The sequence below is a fragment of the Candidatus Hydrogenedentota bacterium genome, assembly GCA_019695095.1.
Classification (GTDB): Bacteria; Hydrogenedentota; Hydrogenedentia; order Hydrogenedentales; family SLHB01; genus JAIBAQ01.
Map to the genome: position 1 here is coordinate 1 of JAIBAQ010000133.1, position 17,049 is coordinate 17,049.

Here is a 17,049-nt window from a genome sequence, read left to right on the forward strand (position 1 = left end):
GAAGTCGCGTTTGGTCTGTTCGGAGAACGCAAGGAATATCACGCGTTGCTCGCCATGTTGGAAGCAGGTGCGCACATGGAGTATCTCTACGAGCGAGGGCAACTCGCCGTGGTCAATATCGACGAAGCGGAGCACGCCTACAATTCGGTGCTCGTGTACCACCGGCAATAAGGAGCCAAACCCAAAACCATGCCCGAGGAATCACGAATACTCGCGATTCTCGCCAAGCTCGGCGTAAACACCACGCGAATCCGCTGGCGGATGTACCAGTGGGAAAAGCGATGGAAAGGTTTCACGCCTGAAAAGGCCGTTCCCGTCCAACTCCGCTGGATGCGCTGGCCTCACAAGACATGCATGCACTGCGGCGCGTTGGTCGATCGCGAAGCCCGCGCCTGCCCGAAGTGCGGCGGAAGAATGCCGTCCATGATTTCCTACCGCATCATGCGAATCTTGGGAATCCTGTCGCCGGAAGGTTCGCCCGTCACCATCGGCGCGTTCCTATTCCTGATGTGGCTCTTCTTCGGATTGGGTCTGCTCATGCAAGGCGCGAGCTTCTTAATGGCTCCCAAGGGATTCACCTTGTATGTCTTCGGGGCGTGGAGCGTGGAGTGGATCTTAAAGGAAAAGGAATTCTGGCGTTACCTGAGTTTCGGTCTCTGTCATATCGGGATCCTTCACATCGGTTTCAACACGATGGCGCTGCTGCAAACGGGTCCCGTCATTGAGTCGCACATTGGCAAGGCACGGATGTTGGTCGTGATTACCGTCACTCAGATTACGGCTACCGCCGCCACCTTTGCGTGGTACCACCGTGTTGTGCAAAACGACGATATGATGACCGCAGGCGCGTCCGGCTGGCTGTTCGGGCTGATCGGTTTCGGCATTGCCTATTTCTGGGATCAGGTCGGCGCGGCCAGAGCGTATCGCGATGTGTTAGTCCGCTGGGCCATTTATGCACTCATCTTTGGCTATTTCATGGGTGCCAACAACGCCGCGCACGTCGGCGGTCTCATCGGCGGGCTGGCACTCGGAATTATTCGAGAACCCAATGCGCGTACCGCAAAGGCCGCCTCGCGCATTTGGAACATCGCAGCGGCGATCTCGCTGTGCCTGTGGATTGTGACCTTGGTCTACATGACCGATTCGATCATCTCTAATTGGACACCGGGCGGTATACCTCCCCGATCGTTAGAGTAAGGGGTTTGAAGGAGATTCGTTTCTGTGAACACCGCTCCCCCAGACGTGCTGGCGAAGCCCTTGACCCTCCCCTGCGGAGTTGTCCTGCCCAACCGGTTGGCCAAGGCCGCCATGACCGAACAAATGGCCGGCAACGACAACGCCCCCAATGAGCGTATTGTGCGGTTGTACCAGCGATGGTCAGATAGCGGCGCGGGGTTGCTTATCACGGGCAACGTCATGGTGGACCGGCGTTACCTGGAGCATTCGCGAAACGTCGTCGTCGAAGATGAACGTGACATGAATCTGTTGCGACGTTGGGCTGAGGCCGCAACCCAAAGTGGCGCACACGCATGGGTTCAGGTCAGCCACGCGGGCCGTCAATGCCCCAAGAAGGTTACCCGCTATCCGATTGGCCCTTCCGAGGTGCGCGTCAAAGGATTGGAGTCGATCATCGCCAAGCCGCGCGCAATGACCGGAGCGGAGATCGAAGGCACTATCGCACGGTACGCGCGAACTGCCGGCATTGTTAAGGAGGCCGGATTCACGGGTGTGCAAGTACACGGCGCACACGGCTATTTGATTAGCCAGTTCCTGTCGCCCATTGCCAACCAACGCACCGACCAATGGGGCGGCTCGCTGGAAAACCGCATGCGCTTTCTACTGGAGGTAATCCGGGCGGTGCGAGAGACCGTCGGACCCGGTTATCCCATCGGACTCAAACTGAACTCGGCCGACTTTCAACGCGGAGGATTCTCCGAAGAGGAGTCTATGCAAGTGGTGCAAGCCGCCGAAAGCGCCGGTATCGACCTCCTCGAAATCTCCGGCGGCAATTACGAGAACCCCGCGTTCGTTGCCATCGCGGAGAGTACGCGCCGCCGCGAAGCCTTCTTCCTCGACTACGCGGAGAAAGTGCGCAGGCTTGTGAAGCTTCCTCTGATGTTGACGGGCGGATTCCGTACCGCCGCCGCCATGAGCGACGCTATCGATTCAGGCGCCATTGACGTTGTAGGCTTGGCACGCCCTATCGCCGTGGAACCTGACCTGCCAAGGCGGCTGCTGTCCGGCGAAGCCACCGGCGCCGTCCCCATCACGATTCGCCTCGGCGTGAAGCTGCTGGACGATATGATGCAAAGCTTCTGGTTCAACCAGCAGATGCAACGCATGGCCGACGGGCTTGCCCCCGATCCGAACCGAGGCAAACTCCCCACCTTCTTGGTGGGAGCCCGCGACAATCTTCTCTGGAATCCATTCAAACGCGACCGGGCCGCTCCCCATGCCTAAGAACTCCGGCATCAACTTGCGCGAATTCAACCGCATCGTTTTCTTCACCGGCGCGGGGCTCTCTGCAGAAAGCGGCATCCCCACGTACCGCGGCCAGGGCGGCATCTGGAATCAGTACCGGTACGAGGAATACGCGTGCCAGCGCGCGTTCGACGCAGACCCCGAGAAGGTGTGGGACTTCCACGACATCCGCCGCGCGCGGGTTGCCGCGTGCGAACCCAACGCAGGACACGCGATCATCGCTGCCATCCAGAAGGCCAAACCCGATACCGTGGTCATTACTCAAAACATCGATGGCCTCCACCAACGCGCCGGGTGTTCATCTGTCATCGAACTACACGGCAGCCTATGGCGAATTCGTTGTTCTCGGGAAGGCGCCGTGGTGTTCAACGACGAGACGCCGCTGCAATCGCGTACGTGTACGTGCGGCGCGTACTGGCGCCCAGACATTGTGTGGTTCGAGGACTCGCTCGATCCCGCGAATCTTGAAGCGGCGGCGCACGCGCTTGAAGCGTGCGATATCCTGGTTAGCGTGGGCACATCCGGTGTCGTGTATCCGGCGGCGGCTCTGCCGCGAATTGCTTCCGAACGGGGAGCGGTTACCGTTGAGATCAACCTTGAAGACACAGCGGCGAGTCATCAATACCAGCATCGGCTAAGAGGGAAAGCGTCCGAGCTCTTGACGCAACTCTGGAACAGCGCCTGACCAAGTCCCCCGCGCTACGGTGTGGCGGCGCATTGCCGCACATGACCCTAGCGACACCTGTGGGAACTACTTCGCCGCCGCGGTTTGGTCCAGGACCTTTCGAATCTCCTGCGCAAGGCTCGCAGGGCGGAACGGCTTCAACAGCACGGAACTGACGCCGGCGCCCAACAACGTATGCGACACGAGTTCTTCTTCGAACCCGGTGCAAATGATGATCTTCATGTCGGGGCGCGCCTTCTTGAGCAGCGGGAACGCTTCCGCGCCACCCATTACGGGCATGGCCATGTCGAGCAGGCACATATGAATCGTGCCCTCGTACCGCTTCGCGATATCGATGGCTTCTTGTCCATTGTTTGCGGAGAGCACGCGGTACCCCAACCGTCCCAACGTCTCGACAATCACGTCGAGCAACATACGCTCGTCGTCGGCCACGAGAATCGTCTCGCCACCCTTCGGGAGTTCGGATACGGGTTTCGCCGTCGACTCGAATGCCGACTCGATGGCTGGCAGGAACACGCGAACCGCTGTGCCTTCACCCTCTTTGCTCGTAATCGACACATGCCCGCTGTTCGCCCGCACAATGGTGAGGACCGTTGCCAGCCCCAGCCCGCGTTTCGGCGACTTGGTCGAATAGTCCACGTCGAACACGCGCGCAACCATCTCGGAACTCATCCCGCACCCGTTGTCTTCGACAGTCAGCATCACATGGCGTCCGGGCAGAAGTTCGGAGCGGCTTGGAATCGTATCCTCTCGGAGTTCGACATTGCGCGTGCTGATTACCACGCGTCCTTGCTCGCGAATCGCTTCCACCGCGTTCACGGCAAGGTTCAACACGACCTGTGCCATCTGCGTCTGGTCCGCGGACACCCGCCACAAATCCGGGTCGATGTAGCGCACAATCCGAATACGGGGTGCCAGCCGCTGCTCTTCCACCAGCAACACGTGGTAGACAATCGAGTTGAGGTTAACGGGTTCCGGCTCGCGCGCTTTGCCTTGCGCGAACGCGATCATGCGTCGCGAAAGCATGCCCGCCTTTTCCGCCGCTGCATCGATGGCGTCAAGGCGCGAATGCCCGGGATGGGTGGGTTCAAGTTGCGTGCGGAGCAAGGCTACATTGCCAAGCACACCCGCCATTAAGTTGTTGATCTCGTGGGTGAAGCCCCCAGCCATCATGGCAATGGCTTCGAGCCTCGAAGCGCCCCTATCCGCTTCCTGTTCCGTTATGCGGTCTCGCAGGTCTGCCAATGCCTGGCGAAGCTCCGATGTACTCTGTTGCCGTTCGCTCATAAGCCTTCCGACAGGACTCCCTACCCCGAAAACCGTCCTCGGCACCGCGCCCGTACGTACGGAATTCTACTACCTACTATTAAACCACAAAATCACTCAGTCGCCCCATTCTTGCAAGTGGGGAGTATAGTAATAACGCGACTCCAGGAGCAAGCATAATAATTCTTCTCTCCGATACCCCGTATCCTCAGTATCCTCATAAAACTCAACGTCACCGTGTCACTTTTCAGACTCTTCGTCCACTATTCTTCACAAACCCGCACCCTGACAAAGTGACTGCCCAAAATCCGGCACCCCTTGTCAAAAGCGCCCTATCCGCATAAATGTGTCAAAATTTGTCATCGGGTTTTCGGCTACCTGTACAAAACTGTACACAGATTATCTTAGGTCTCACTCTCGCTCCTGAACAGGATTCCGCGTTTCCTATCCCCAGGTACCGGCTTCCAGCCGACTCTTTCAACCAAGCTCACCTCCACTCCGTGAAAGAAGGGTAGCAAGATGAATCGTCACGCGTAGGCATGGCAGTCCTAGCCTCCTCGCGATCAATTGCTCCATAAAACACTGCAATTCAGGTTATTTGGCTTCAGTTACAGGTTGGCACCCTTTGTGCTTATCTCTTGACAACAGCCGAGTGGAATTACCCAATTAGAAGTGACGTCCACGCCGTAGTGGGCAGCTTCGAGTGGACTAGCCCTCATTTCTTATTGATAATTCCAAATCAACTACTTCCATTTTTCACACTCCTGCATTTATCGGCAAACCCGCAAACCCCGCAAAAATATCTGGCCCAATACTTGCATTAAGTCCGCATAGCCGCCAAGCAGCGGCTCGGAAAAATTGAGCGAATGTAGAAGCGATGACGGACTTCGAAGGCAGTACGACACGGAGTCACTGACTGCGAAGGAATGCTAGAAATGGCAAATCTCTCACGGAAGTCTCTCAATCTTATTATGGTAACAGCGATGGCCCTCCAAAGCGTCGCGGCATTTGCCTATGTTTCCGACCGCACGAAGCTCGCCGGTTCGGCAACCTCGGCAACTGCTGACGAAATGACAATTGGCCAGGATCTCGGCACTCCGACGAAATCCTGGCAGGTTGCGGCCAGAGGTCAGAAGCCCACGAAGCCTCCCAAGGGTTCGAATCCTCCCGCAGTCACTCCTCCCGCAACCACCGTGACCGTCACCGACACCCCCGTTCTGACGAATGTCGATCGCCTCGGTCTCAATCTTGGCGGTTTGGAAAACTGGGGCGCTTGCCAGTTAATGAAAAACATCATTCAGAATCCGGGCTTCGAAGCTGGTGAATACGCCACCGTCTTCCACCCGATGGACGGCGCGACTTCAAACCGCGTTCAGCAAGACTTCTGGGAAACCACGTGGAACTACGATCCGTGGGGAATTGGTCAGCCGGAAGGATTCTGGACCGACGCGGATTTTGAAATCGTGTATGGCCCGGCGAAGGGACGTACCGGCAAAGTGGTGGACTTCACGCACGAATCCGACCGCTACACCTGGTACTTCGACGGCAGCGGCCTTGCCCCGCAGCACTGGGACGTTGTGTTCGCGCGCAAGCAATTCCCGGGGACGTACGGCTCCTGGCAGGCCAGCCCCGAGATCGATACGACGACCGTCCGTCCGGGTTCGTCGGGCAGACAGTCGTACCACGCGGCCTATCCTGGCGACCCCTGGGGTCCCGTGTTTACGGGCTATTTCGATTCTCAGTGGCGCGACAGCGACGGCACGGCCTCCAAGCTTCTCCTTGTAAAAGGAAACTGGAAATTTGAAGTGTGGGCCAAGGGCAAGAACAACGGCGATCAAATGCGCGTGCAGTTTATTCGTGAAGGTGAGGCCACGTTTATCGACCAGACCTTCACCCTGACGACGGAGTGGCAGAAGTACACGGCCACGGTGAACGTTGCCCCAGATGCCGACCGCCTTGGGCCGTACACCGCCAGCGACTACCACCCCATTCTTGTCCTGAAGATCAACATCCCGACCGAGGGCGGTGAGATTTGGCTGGACGACATATTCCTTGGTTGCACGGACTACACAAATCCCACGTCCTTTACGGACACCGTTGTTAACAAGCTTAAGGAACTCCGCCCTGGCGTGCTTCGCGATTGGCGCACCCAGTTTGGCGCAAGCCTAGACAACGAGCTTTCGGATTCGTGGGCGCGCAAGACCACCGGTTACCGTCCTCATGATCGTGCGGCAACTACTTTCGGTTACTCGCTTCCCGAGTTCCTTGAACTGTGCCGCGAAATCGGCGCGAAGCCCTGGTACGTTGTCCCCCCGACGTTCACCGCCCAAGAGTGGAAGAACTTGACCGCGTTCCTGTGCGCGCCGATCGAATCGGGCAACCTGTACGCGCTGAAGCGCGCCACACTCGGCCAGGTCGAGCCTTGGACGACTGTGTTCCCGGCAATCTACCTTGAATACGGCAACGAGTTGTGGGGCGCGGCCTCCGGTAGCGATCCCTTCTTCGGCGCCTCGCATCTTGGCGGTTACCGTTTGGGCGCCGTAGCCAACGACCGATTCTCGATCATGAAGAGCACGCCGTACTTCAACGCGGACGTCCTTCACCTCACCATCGGCGGACAAGCCGGTTGGGCCGACCGCCAGCAGGAAATCGAAAGCAGCAGCACCAACCACAACGCCGTCGCGTTGGCCCCGTATTTTGGCGCACTCGACGCATGGGCCAATGACGAGCAGATCTACTACCCGCTTTTTGCGCGCGCGTTCGAAGACACTACCACCGGCTCCATGAAGCTGACCAAAGACATTCTGAGCGCATCCGGCAACAACGCCGAGCTCAGCGTGTACGAAGTAAACTTTCACACGACCTACGGCGAATCGCCGATGGAAGTCCGCAATCCGTTCGTCGCGGGTTTTGGCGGCGCGCTCGCCCTTCCGCTGTATATGCTTCGTTACCAGCACGACCTCGGTGTGAAGGCCCAATGTGCGTTCACCATGGCCCAGTTCAGCTTTGGTGTCGGCGGTGGCAACAACGTGCGGATTTGGGGTCTTCTTCGCGACCTCGAAGCTACCGGTCGCAAGCGCCCGACCTGGCTTGGAATGGAAGTGGTCAACAAAGCGATTCAAGGCGACTTGGTTCAGGCCACCGTTTCGGGTGTGAATCCCACCCGCACCGAAGACCACACAAGCGGCCTTTCCAGTTCCGTCACGTATCCGCTGATCAACGCTTTCGCGTACCGTGACGGGCTGAATCGTTCGCTTGTGCTGTTCAACCTCAGCCTTACCGATTCCTACCAAGTTGCCGTAGACACACCCGTTCAGCCGAATGCTACGGCCACCCGGTACGAATTGAATGCCGCCAGCCTGAATACGACAAACGAAGATGCCGAGAACGTCAAGATTGTCACTTCGACTATCTCCAATTTTGCCGACCTTTATGCACTGACGCTCCCGGCTCACTCGCTTACCGTCATCACATGGAGCGACCTTACGGGCATCACGCTAAGCGCGTCTGCCGTTGATTTCCCCTCCACGAAGAAGGGTGAACTGGCCAGCGCAAGCCTCGTCGTCACGAACGCGGAAGCTACGCCGGACACGATTGAAGTCACCGATTTGTCTCTCGTCAGCGGCGACGTCAATGAGTTCAAGACGCCGGTCCTTACGTCGGATCTGAGCCTTGCCCCTGGCGAAAGCGCGGAGATCGAAGTTCAGTTCACTCCTCAGTCGGAAGGCTCCAAATCCGCTGTGTTCCAAGTGACCTCTACGGACTCCGAGAATCCCACGCAGGCTGTCGTACTTGCCGGTGAAGCGCTTGCGACTGAATCGGGCGGCACGACCGGTGGCGACACGACCGGTGGCGACACGACCGGTGGCGGCACGACCGGTGGCGATACGACCGGTGGCGATACGACCGGTGGCGATACGACCGGTGGCGATACGACCGGTGGCGACACGACTGGTGGCGACACGACTGGTGGCGACACGACTGGTGGCGACACGACCGGTGGCGATACGACCGGTGGCGATACGACCGGTGGCGGTACGGGTAACGTCGGTCCTGCGGGCGACCAGGATGGCGACGGACTTTGGGACAACATGGAACAGCAGATCATCACGGCGGCTCAGTCCGATAGCGACCCGAACAACGACTGGATCCAGACGCTTGCGGACGTTCACCCTGAAGACGACTTCGACGGTGACGGCGTCACCAACAAAGTCGAAAGTGACTACAACATCGACGCAACTGACCCCATGCAGCAACTACCTGCGACGAGTTTCTGGGGGATCTGCCTGCTTGTGAGTGGACTGGGCGCCTATTCGGTACGCCGGTACAGCCACTTGCTCAATTAAAACTGGATTTACGACAGCCCAATCGGGCCTGCGAGAACGGAGATCGTCAGTACACCGCACGAGCGGATCCAGAACGCTCGTGCGGTGCGCTTTTCACGACAACCCTGTAGCGCCGGCAGGCCAGTCTAATTCCACCCGCCAAGCCCGTAGTTTGCATCGGCACTCACTTGCACCGGCGCAAATTGCCCACGTGCTAGACGTTGAGGTTATGCCACGAGGATGTCCTGCGTACACACACGGTTCCTGGGGAACGATCTCTCTTATCGCTGCACGTTTCGCAGACAGACAGGTTGCGGGATAGCCCAATGTGTTCGTAAGACATCCGGCCTAGGGCGTCAAATCAATGTTCACCGGCGTGTGTTCCGCACCCACCGAGATGGTTTCCCGGTACACGGGAGTGGGCATGTTGTTCATCATACCCAGCATGCCGGGCCGGCCGATATTCGCGTCCATCGAATAGACTTCCAGCACATATTCGCCGGGCTTTACTCCATCCAGAGAAAAGGTGCCGTCGCCGTTCACAATGGTCTGTCCTTCCAAGTAGCGCAGAGACTCAATCATGTCGCTGATGTTCAAGACATTGATGTTCTCCATCGACGGGCCGCCGGGCCGGCGCAATGCAACGACGGTGGTTCCATTTGTGCCGCTGATTGTTCCCGACACCGGCGCACTTCCAGCGGCGACATCCGCGCCGCCGCCCATGTCGACTTCAGCCACTTGCCCTTCCGAAACATCGATCACGCGCGGAGTAAACTGCATGCCGTTTTGGCTTGCCTCGGCAAACTGCGCGGGGTCAAACGCAGTCACCATGTAGGACCCGGAGGACAAGCCCGAGATGTCGAACTCGCCCTGAGCATTGGTCTGAGTCATCTGTACGCCGTTCGGTCCCATTGCCATGATCATCACGTTGGGTTGGGGCTTTCCGTTGACGGCATAGGTGCCACGCGCCTTCCCAGGCTTTTGCAGCGCCAGTCGCACTCCTGTCACATCCACACCTTTGTTCACCGTCACGGTCGTAGACGTGCGCGCAAAGGTACTGTGCGAGCCACTGAGTTTATACTGCCCCGCGGGCACACGGCTCATGGTGAATTCGCCTGTGGGTCCCGTCATCGTCGCGCCTGCCGTCTTCACCATGCCCGCGGGCATCATCGCCGACATCATATCCGCCATCTGATTCGTACCCAATGGAGTCAACTGTACCGATGCGCCAGCAAGCGGTTCACCACCCGGACCGACCACAACACCGCTGACCGACACGCCCGGGTCAAGCACGAGGCGCACGGTATCAACAGTTTCTCCGGTACTGATTGATATTTCCTCGGATTCGGCCGTACCGCTTGAAGTACTCTTTGCGGAGACGAGGTAACGGCCCGGTTTTACCTTCGTGAACTCGAAATGTCCATAGGCATCCGTATTCGCTCCGCCGCGCCCCCCGTCAAAGAGGTCTCGCACAGCCAACGCGATGTTCTGGGGACTCTGATCGTTATCTTCGGCGAGGTTCTTCAGGGACACGGAACACGATGCCACGGCATCGCCCTGCGCAGTGACAACCGAACCTGAGATTCGAGCGGGCGGTTGGAGCTGCAGTGTGATCGTCGAGCCAACCGCGACCCCTTTCACATCCGCAATCCCCTTTTCGTCTTCAACAGACACGTCATACGATTGGGAATTCAGCGCCTGAATCGTAAACGTCCCATCAGCTCCCGTTGTTGCACCGCCGGTGAACATCGGCATCATGGGATCCCTTGCCTCCACGCGTATATCGCCCGCAGGCTTACCGTCGGCGGCAATGACCGTGCCGGAAATCACGCCCGTGCCTTCCGGTTTATCCGAATCGGTCTGCACAACGACTTCCAGATTGCCCAAATCCTTGCCGTCTTCCACGGTCACCGGCGTGGTGCGATCACGGAAACCCGCGCCCATCGCCATTCCGTGGCCCGTCGGCCGAATCAAATACTCGCCCGCGCTAACGTTCTTGAATGTGAACTCGCCCTTATCGGACGACTTCGCCTCCTTCGGCGGCTGAAACCCGCTCCAAGCCTCTCTCGATACGGGAAACAGCAATAGGGGCTCGTTTGGCGCGATGTCTCCGGATGCGAAGCGCGTGATACCGGACACACTGCTCCCTTTGCTTAAGCGCACGGTCACTTCCGGCGCAGGCGCCCCCTTCTTCGCTACAAACGCATCGCTCGCTCCGCCAGCATATTCGTCCGCATCGGCGCGCGCACGGTATTCGGTATCGTATTCAAGCCCGATAATCTCAAACCGGCCCTGCTCATCCGTCCTGTCATCCATTCCCTCAAATGCGTCCACGTTCATCGTATTCAAGGTGCGCATCGCCGTCTGAAAGAACTGCGTCGGTATGGTTGCCACCCGCGCATCTTTCACGGGCTGGCCGGATCCATCCAACACGAGACCCGACACACTCGCGCCTTTGCTCAGGGCAAAATCGACGTGCTCATACACGCCACCCGCCGCCACCTCGAGTTGCCGCTCATCGTCCGGGCCCACGATGTATCCCACGCGCCTGCCGCCCACGACGATGCGAAATGAACCAACAGGGACACCATCCAGCACGTACGTGCCGTCTGCCTCCGTGCGCGCGCGCAGCCCACGCCCGCCGCGTTCCCGGTCCATCATCATTTCCATGAAGTTCTGCTGCGAGTTGAACGCGCGCACCATTATCCCTTCCAAGGGCGTTCCATCATTCTCGTCGGTCACTTTGCCCGACACGGTGCCTCCGGGCTGCAACTGAAAGTCAACACGCACCCGACCCTTCGTGTTTGTATCCAACGGCTGCTCATAGCGCGAATACCCTTTTGCAGTGCACAGCACCCCGCGAAATTCACCTTCCGGGACGTCCAGCGTATAAGCACCCTTTTCGTCCGACGTGGTTTGCGTTGGCTGAGCGCTTTCCTCCGAATCGTCTCCGCCACGCCTTTCACGTTTCTGAAGAGAGATGTCCGCGTCTGCGATGGGCGCACCCGAAACCGCGTCGATCACTGCGCCATAGAGCTGAATGCCTGCCGATGAAGCCTCCGGCGGCTGCACACTTGCTTTGGCCGCTTGATCCGGCTTCGCCTCGGGCTGCTTCGCCTCTTCGGGTTTGGGGCTTTGCCCTTGGCTCGCCACAGGAGCCCTATCGCCCAGTCGTGTGTATAGCGCCGCGCCAATGGCGCACGCGATCACTAACCCCAGCACGACGCCAATCGTCTTTGTTGCATTCATGGTTCGCTAGCCTGCCTCTCTGTTGGTCCCGCCAGACCATACACTTCCATAATAACCATAAGACGCCCCGATAACACTGCCGGTTACGGACATGTCCCGTCGCAACGGTCCGTTGCCAGGGCGGAGGGTCCAATCGGTAGGGGTCTGGACTGGCACAAGTCTCATCCTTTGGACCCTGCACGGATGGAAATGGTTTATCGCAACTCAGAAGATCAACCATGAGAAGGAGTTGTTTAGTTTAGGTACAACAAGACAGCCCACCTTGGCTATGCCAAGATGGGCGTTTGGAATGGACCGATTCTATTCGTGCGAGCGGACTTAGTAGCTGTGTTCCTCGACCTGTCCGGCAACCGCGTCATACGCAACCGCCGCCGCTAAACTCGATTTCGGGATTGCCAGCATAAGCCGATCACAAGTCGCCACATCGTTGAATACCATGAATGTGTAGGTTGAACCCGTCGTTGACTGACTGAGATTCATCGTGACGGCACCTGCAACCACTTCTTCGGTCTCTTGTTCCTCTTTTACTGGAGGCTCCCCGGGATGGGGTTGCGCTTCAGAAAACGGTGCAACCGGTGGAACTGGCGGAACTGGTGGCACAGGGGGCTGCAAGCGACCGCCAACACCTAACTGGAAGAATGGAGACGCCGCCGAAGGGGCTTCCACGACCACAATGAGTCGTTCGCTTTCGGCGATCTTGTCCATACGATGGCCGTATTTCGCCAGCGTCTCCACGATAGTCCGACGAAGTGTGTCCAACTCTGCTTTGTCGAATGCCGCGGCAGGCGCCGAGATATGCGGTAGGGCTCGTCGACTCATCAGAACGTTCTCCTTTTCCCTCATCGCCGCAAGACGACCCGCCAACACGTTCGTACTGGACACAGCGACGCCCCCCATGCCACCGCCCGCTACTGCACGGGGGACCGGCATGTCGCCAGCGCCAGACGCCACTCCTCCGCCAAATCCTCCTCCGCCGTAGGATGTGCGAGCGTTGGTATGCATCTCCCACAAATCAGTATCGACTTTAGTTGGATCAGTCGGCGGATTCTCTTTCACGGGTACTTCCTTGATTGGAAAGCCAACCTGAACCGTGAAGATTGCGCCGACTGTGGGGACATACTGCGCGCGAACCGCCGGTTCAAACGGGGATAGACCCGGTCTTTGACCGCGCCAGCCGTCCAGCCCCGAAGCGTCGAGACTATCTTCCAAAACGCGCGCCATGATCTCGGCTTGACCCGAAGGCGTTTGATTGGAATCGCTGGGCGCCGCTTGCTGCGCCCGTGCGATCGGCATCGCAATACCGGCCACGGCCACCGTCAAGGCGAGTCCCGCTCTCCAGTGTCTTCGTACATCAAGGTATCTCATGTTTACCATCCTCCCTTTTATAAGGGTATCTTCTTTGTTGGTATTTCGATGCGAATGTGCGGCCCGGACGTCTCGGGCCGAGACGATCAATACTGCGGTTGGCCACCCGCGAGTTGAATTAACTGCTGCACGTCGCGGTACCGAACTGCTGACTCCACCTGTTGCCAATGTGCCAGTGCCTCGACCGTGCCCTGAACGTTCTGCGCGAGGGCGTCATATTGACCACGCAACACTCCAAGTTGCTGTTCCGTTGCGGCATGCAGTGTCGTCAACTTCTCTAGTTCGGAGGCCAACACGGCCACGGACTGCTCATGAGCCGTGCCTTCGGATTCGCCCCAGGCAAACGTTGCGCCACCGATGGTCACAGTGAACCTCACCTGCCCCAGCGCGATTACCAGCAAGGCCACGGCTGCCGCCGCCCACACCCATTTCGGAATAGCGGCAAACAGCGGCGTCACCGCGTTTTCCTTATTCGAGTTGTGAGCCTGTCGCGCTTTCGACAGAATCGCTGCGACATCGGACGGCTCGTTCGCATTGACCTCGTTAGCCCACCCATTCACCGCCGCCAAAGTCTGTTGAATGCGCACGAGATCTTCCGGATTCCTTGCCAGTTCCGCTTCCACGTCGGCGCGCTCCGCTTCAGGCAATTCGCCCATCACGTAAGCGAGCCACTTGTCGCGCTGCGGTTCATATTCGTTGGTCATCGTTCAAGACTCCTCATCGATTCGCGGTGGCAGGCCAGCGGTTCACGTAGCCGATGCAGCGTCGAATAGACGCGTGATTTCACGGTGGTTTCGGGTGCGTTCACGATCTCTCCAATTTCCCGATAGCTGAGTCCCTGCTGGAACCGGAGCAAGAGCAACTCCTGTTCGTTGGCATCCAGCAGCGCCAACTCCTTCCGGACAGCCGTTTCGACTTCATCGTGCAGGGCCGCCTCCTCGGGGCCGCGAACACGGCCCGAGCCGTTACCAGGAACGCTCGCTTCAAGTTCAAAGCCACGCTCCTGTCGCAACTGGCCGCTCCTACGCCAGGTATGGAGCCGATTGATGGCGATGCGAAACAGCCACGTCGAGAATGCGCTGCGCCCGTCGAAGGTCGCGGCATACTGATAGACCCGCACCAACACGTCCTGGCGCAAGTCCTTAGCGGCTTCCGCGTCGCCTGCTGCCCGCGCCAAGAAACGCAAGAGGCGCTCGTCCCATCTCCGGACAAGTTCGACAAACTTACGTTCATCGCAGTCCGCGGCAAACGCGAGCATCAAGTCACGGTCGCTCATCTGTCCTTCCACGAAACCCACCTTCTGTCCGGTCCTCCTGCCTTGTTATACCTCGCTTGGAGCGGATTCGACGAAACGCAATCTGGCCCAACCCGTCCATGGGGGTGATCCCCCCCCGTCTTTTTGACGATTCAAGGGGGGGTGCAGCGTTTCGGTCCTCACGTTTCGCATACCAAGCGTCGGGGAAAACCAACTCACCGATATGCCCCTATATTTAAGAGCGAGTTCATTGCACTGGCGGCCGAGACGAGCGGATAAGTCAAGAGAACGTAACAAGGATGAACAGGGTGGACAGGATGGAGTTGCAGGGAAAACACACGCAGCGAAGTCTACGGAAATGAGGACGGATCATTGCCGCGAAAGAACGCATAGAATGCTTAGTGCGGTATAGCCGCAACCAAATCGATTCAACCACGGATGAACACCGATGAACGCCGATAAGAGGATTAATCAGGCTCGAATGACTTCAAACCACGGGGAGCACGGGGAACTGCAGACGAGCCCGTGTCTCGAAAAGACGGAAATGAACCGAATTGGAAACCAACTTCTGTGTTGTGGCGGGGTCTCCTGATTGTGTTGTGGCGGGGTCTCCTGACCCAGCCACTTCTCACGACCGAATGGTCTCCAGTGTTGTTGCAAGGTCTCCAGACCCAAGCTCTCTGACAATCGGCGTGCATCGGTGTTCATCGGTGGTTGAATTCCGCAGACCCAAGAATCTGCGACTAATGTGCGCTCCCTGCGCCTCAGCGTGAGAGATCTTACTTCCGGGACACCCCCTTGAACCGTCAAGCTCTGATAAGGGTGCACCCAGTCCGCCCGGCACGGAGAGGCTGTCTCACAATTATGTCGACAGTGTAGTTTGTACAGGGTTTCGGGCCTGCTATGTAGTGATTTTCAGTATTGGGAAGTACGGGGTGTGGTGTTGTCGTCGGATAGATGTCATCAGCCGCTTGAGATTGGCTGCGATGCATATTAGGGTCCATTGAGCCCGTACGGCTTCTAGTCCGTGTGCCGTGAAGCGCCTGAATCCCATCGTGTGTTTTATCAGGGCGAACACGGGTTCCACGATGGTCTTGCGTCGTGAGAGCGTTCGCTGGCCCTCCGTCGTTTCTAGCCGTGAGTCGTGGCGGGCAACGGCTTCGACGTAAGGACTTCGCTCCACAGTACGGCCTTTGGGGCTGCTCGTACATAGAGTCTTCTTGCTGCACGTCTGGCATGATGCGCACCGGTATCTTCTTACGGCGTAGTGTCCGTGTCGATTGGCGCGTGTGCCGATGTATGTCAACATTTGGCCCTCAGGGCACCGATACACATCGCGCTCTTTCTCGTATGCAAAGCAGCGCATATGGTAGGGCGCTTGGGTCGCACTGGGATTGGTGTGTGGATTGCCATTCACCAATACTGCGTATCCGCGTTCTTCTGCGTACGCTATCGATTGCGCGCTGCGATATCCGGAATCAGCAATGGTATCCGCTGCGTATCCTCCCGTGGTCTTGGCCACTTGTTCTATCATCGGCGTCAGTTGCGCGTGGTCCGTCGGAGCGTTCACTACGTCCTCGGCCACGATAATTCCGCTTTGACCATCAACCACAGCCTGCGCGTTGTATCCCAGCCTCAGTCCCTCATCGGTCTTCATCCAGCGGGCTTCGGGCTCGCGTGGCTGCACGCTGTTCGCTTTGTCCTGCTCCATCGCTTCCAACACCGCTCGGATCTGTTCCCGGCGCGATTGCACGTCCTGTAGTTCTTCAGGTAACGCATATTGCCCATCATCGTCCGGCGCCTCTTCCTGCGCGAGCCGCATAAATTCTTCTGCGGCCGCATCCAACTCGGTCAACAACGCCTCCACCTGCTCTTGGTCAAGTACGCCGCGTCGGCTGCACCATGCTTTCATTTTTGTGCCGTCTACCGCATGCAAAACCATTCCCACCAGATTGAGCCGCAATGCCGTGCGCACCGTTGTCTCAAACAGCCTTTTAAGAGCCGTACGATTGCCCCTGAGGAATCGCCAAAGCGTGTTGTGGTCCGGCGCGTGCGTGCCCGTTAACCACAGCAATGAAATGTGTTCGCGGCACGCCCGCTCCAACGCTCGCACGGAATGCACACGCGACAAATACCCATATAACCACACCTTGAGTAACAAATCCGCCGCGTAGTTCGAACGGCCCGCTTCTCCCGAACGGTCTCGCACGACAAAACCATGTGCCTGCAAATCCAGTGAGTCGACAAAGTCCCGGATAAAACGCGTCGGATGGTCCTCGCTCAACCAGTCCTCCAACGACGGCGGGAGCAAGTAACTCTGTTCGTAATCGGCTCGTATCTCGCGGCGCATCGAAAACCTCCTTGTGCCGCCACTCTAATAGCTTCTAACCAAGAACCTGTCAAGGAAATTGTGAGACAGCCTC

The 17,049-nt window shown here is 58.2% G+C and carries 10 protein-coding genes; 4 read left to right on the forward strand and 6 right to left on the reverse strand.

Annotation, left to right across the window (positions count from 1 at the left end; all coding sequences use genetic code 11):
• The first annotated feature begins 189 nt into the window (after positions 1 to 189).
• Genes K1Y02_18560 through K1Y02_18570 form a run of 3 tightly spaced genes read left to right on the forward strand, consistent with a single transcriptional unit; the run spans position 190 to position 3,166 of the window.
• Positions 190 to 1,197 carry a rhomboid family intramembrane serine protease gene (locus K1Y02_18560; protein MBX7258373.1) on the forward strand — a complete coding sequence of 336 codons (1,008 nt, stop codon included), beginning with the start codon at positions 190 to 192 and terminating at the stop codon, positions 1,195 to 1,197.
• Between the two features lie 24 nt (positions 1,198 to 1,221).
• Complete coding sequence (locus K1Y02_18565) at positions 1,222 to 2,460, forward strand: NADH:flavin oxidoreductase/NADH oxidase family protein (protein MBX7258374.1); 1,239 nt, start codon at positions 1,222 to 1,224, stop codon at positions 2,458 to 2,460.
• Positions 2,453 to 3,166, forward strand: a complete 714-nt coding sequence (locus K1Y02_18570) for an NAD-dependent deacylase (protein MBX7258375.1) — start codon at positions 2,453 to 2,455, stop codon at positions 3,164 to 3,166. Before K1Y02_18565 ends, K1Y02_18570 begins: the two co-directional genes overlap by 8 nt.
• A 66-nt stretch (positions 3,167 to 3,232) precedes the next feature.
• Here the strand turns inward: K1Y02_18570 and K1Y02_18575 are convergent, their stop codons facing one another.
• A complete protein-coding gene (locus K1Y02_18575; GenBank protein MBX7258376.1) occupies positions 3,233 to 4,453 on the reverse strand; it encodes a response regulator in 1,221 nt (406 codons plus the stop codon).
• A gap of 914 nt (positions 4,454 to 5,367) precedes the next feature.
• On the opposite strand from K1Y02_18575, the gene K1Y02_18580 reads away from it, so the two are divergent.
• A complete protein-coding gene (locus K1Y02_18580) occupies positions 5,368 to 8,778 on the forward strand; it encodes a hypothetical protein (protein MBX7258377.1) in 3,411 nt (1,136 codons plus the stop codon).
• A 327-nt stretch (positions 8,779 to 9,105) separates the two neighbouring features.
• Here K1Y02_18580 and K1Y02_18585 read toward each other — a convergent pair whose 3' ends face one another.
• The 5 genes from K1Y02_18585 to K1Y02_18605 all read right to left on the reverse strand — a co-directional run bounded on the left by K1Y02_18585 (position 9,106) and on the right by K1Y02_18605 (position 16,976).
• On the reverse strand, positions 9,106 to 12,006 hold the full coding sequence (locus K1Y02_18585; GenBank protein ID MBX7258378.1) for a carboxypeptidase-like regulatory domain-containing protein: 2,901 nt from the start codon (positions 12,004 to 12,006) through the stop codon (positions 9,106 to 9,108).
• A 318-nt stretch (positions 12,007 to 12,324) separates the two neighbouring features.
• Positions 12,325 to 13,371: a hypothetical protein gene (locus tag K1Y02_18590; protein ID MBX7258379.1), complete on the reverse strand. Its 1,047-nt coding sequence runs from the start codon at positions 13,369 to 13,371 to the stop codon at positions 12,325 to 12,327.
• Between the two features lie 86 nt (positions 13,372 to 13,457).
• Positions 13,458 to 14,075: a hypothetical protein gene (locus K1Y02_18595; GenBank protein ID MBX7258380.1), complete on the reverse strand. Its 618-nt coding sequence runs from the start codon at positions 14,073 to 14,075 to the stop codon at positions 13,458 to 13,460.
• Entirely contained in the window at positions 14,072 to 14,647 is a 576-nt protein-coding gene (locus tag K1Y02_18600) for a sigma-70 family RNA polymerase sigma factor (GenBank protein ID MBX7258381.1), read from the reverse strand. Before K1Y02_18600 ends, K1Y02_18595 begins: the two co-directional genes overlap by 4 nt.
• Positions 14,648 to 15,527: 880 nt before the next feature.
• Positions 15,528 to 16,976: an IS1182 family transposase gene (locus tag K1Y02_18605; protein MBX7258382.1), complete on the reverse strand. Its 1,449-nt coding sequence runs from the start codon at positions 16,974 to 16,976 to the stop codon at positions 15,528 to 15,530.
• Positions 16,977 to 17,049: the final 73 nt, after the last annotated feature.

Bases quoted from the DNA above. Each gene is read 5' to 3' on its own strand.
- K1Y02_18560 (MBX7258373.1), top strand. From the start codon at position 190: ATGCCCGAGGAATCACGAATACTCGCGATTCTCGCCAAGCTCGGCGTA.
- K1Y02_18570 (MBX7258375.1), top strand. From the start codon at position 2,453: ATGCCTAAGAACTCCGGCATCAACTTGCGCGAATTCAACCGCATCGTT.
- K1Y02_18575 (MBX7258376.1), bottom strand. From the start codon at position 4,453: ATGAGCGAACGGCAACAGAGTACATCGGAGCTTCGCCAGGCATTGGCA.
- K1Y02_18580 (MBX7258377.1), top strand. From the start codon at position 5,368: ATGGCAAATCTCTCACGGAAGTCTCTCAATCTTATTATGGTAACAGCG.
- K1Y02_18585 (MBX7258378.1), bottom strand. From the start codon at position 12,006: ATGAATGCAACAAAGACGATTGGCGTCGTGCTGGGGTTAGTGATCGCG.
- K1Y02_18590 (MBX7258379.1), bottom strand. From the start codon at position 13,371: ATGAGATACCTTGATGTACGAAGACACTGGAGAGCGGGACTCGCCTTG.
- K1Y02_18595 (MBX7258380.1), bottom strand. From the start codon at position 14,075: ATGACCAACGAATATGAACCGCAGCGCGACAAGTGGCTCGCTTACGTG.
- K1Y02_18600 (MBX7258381.1), bottom strand. From the start codon at position 14,647: ATGAGCGACCGTGACTTGATGCTCGCGTTTGCCGCGGACTGCGATGAA.
- K1Y02_18605 (MBX7258382.1), bottom strand. From the start codon at position 16,976: ATGCGCCGCGAGATACGAGCCGATTACGAACAGAGTTACTTGCTCCCG.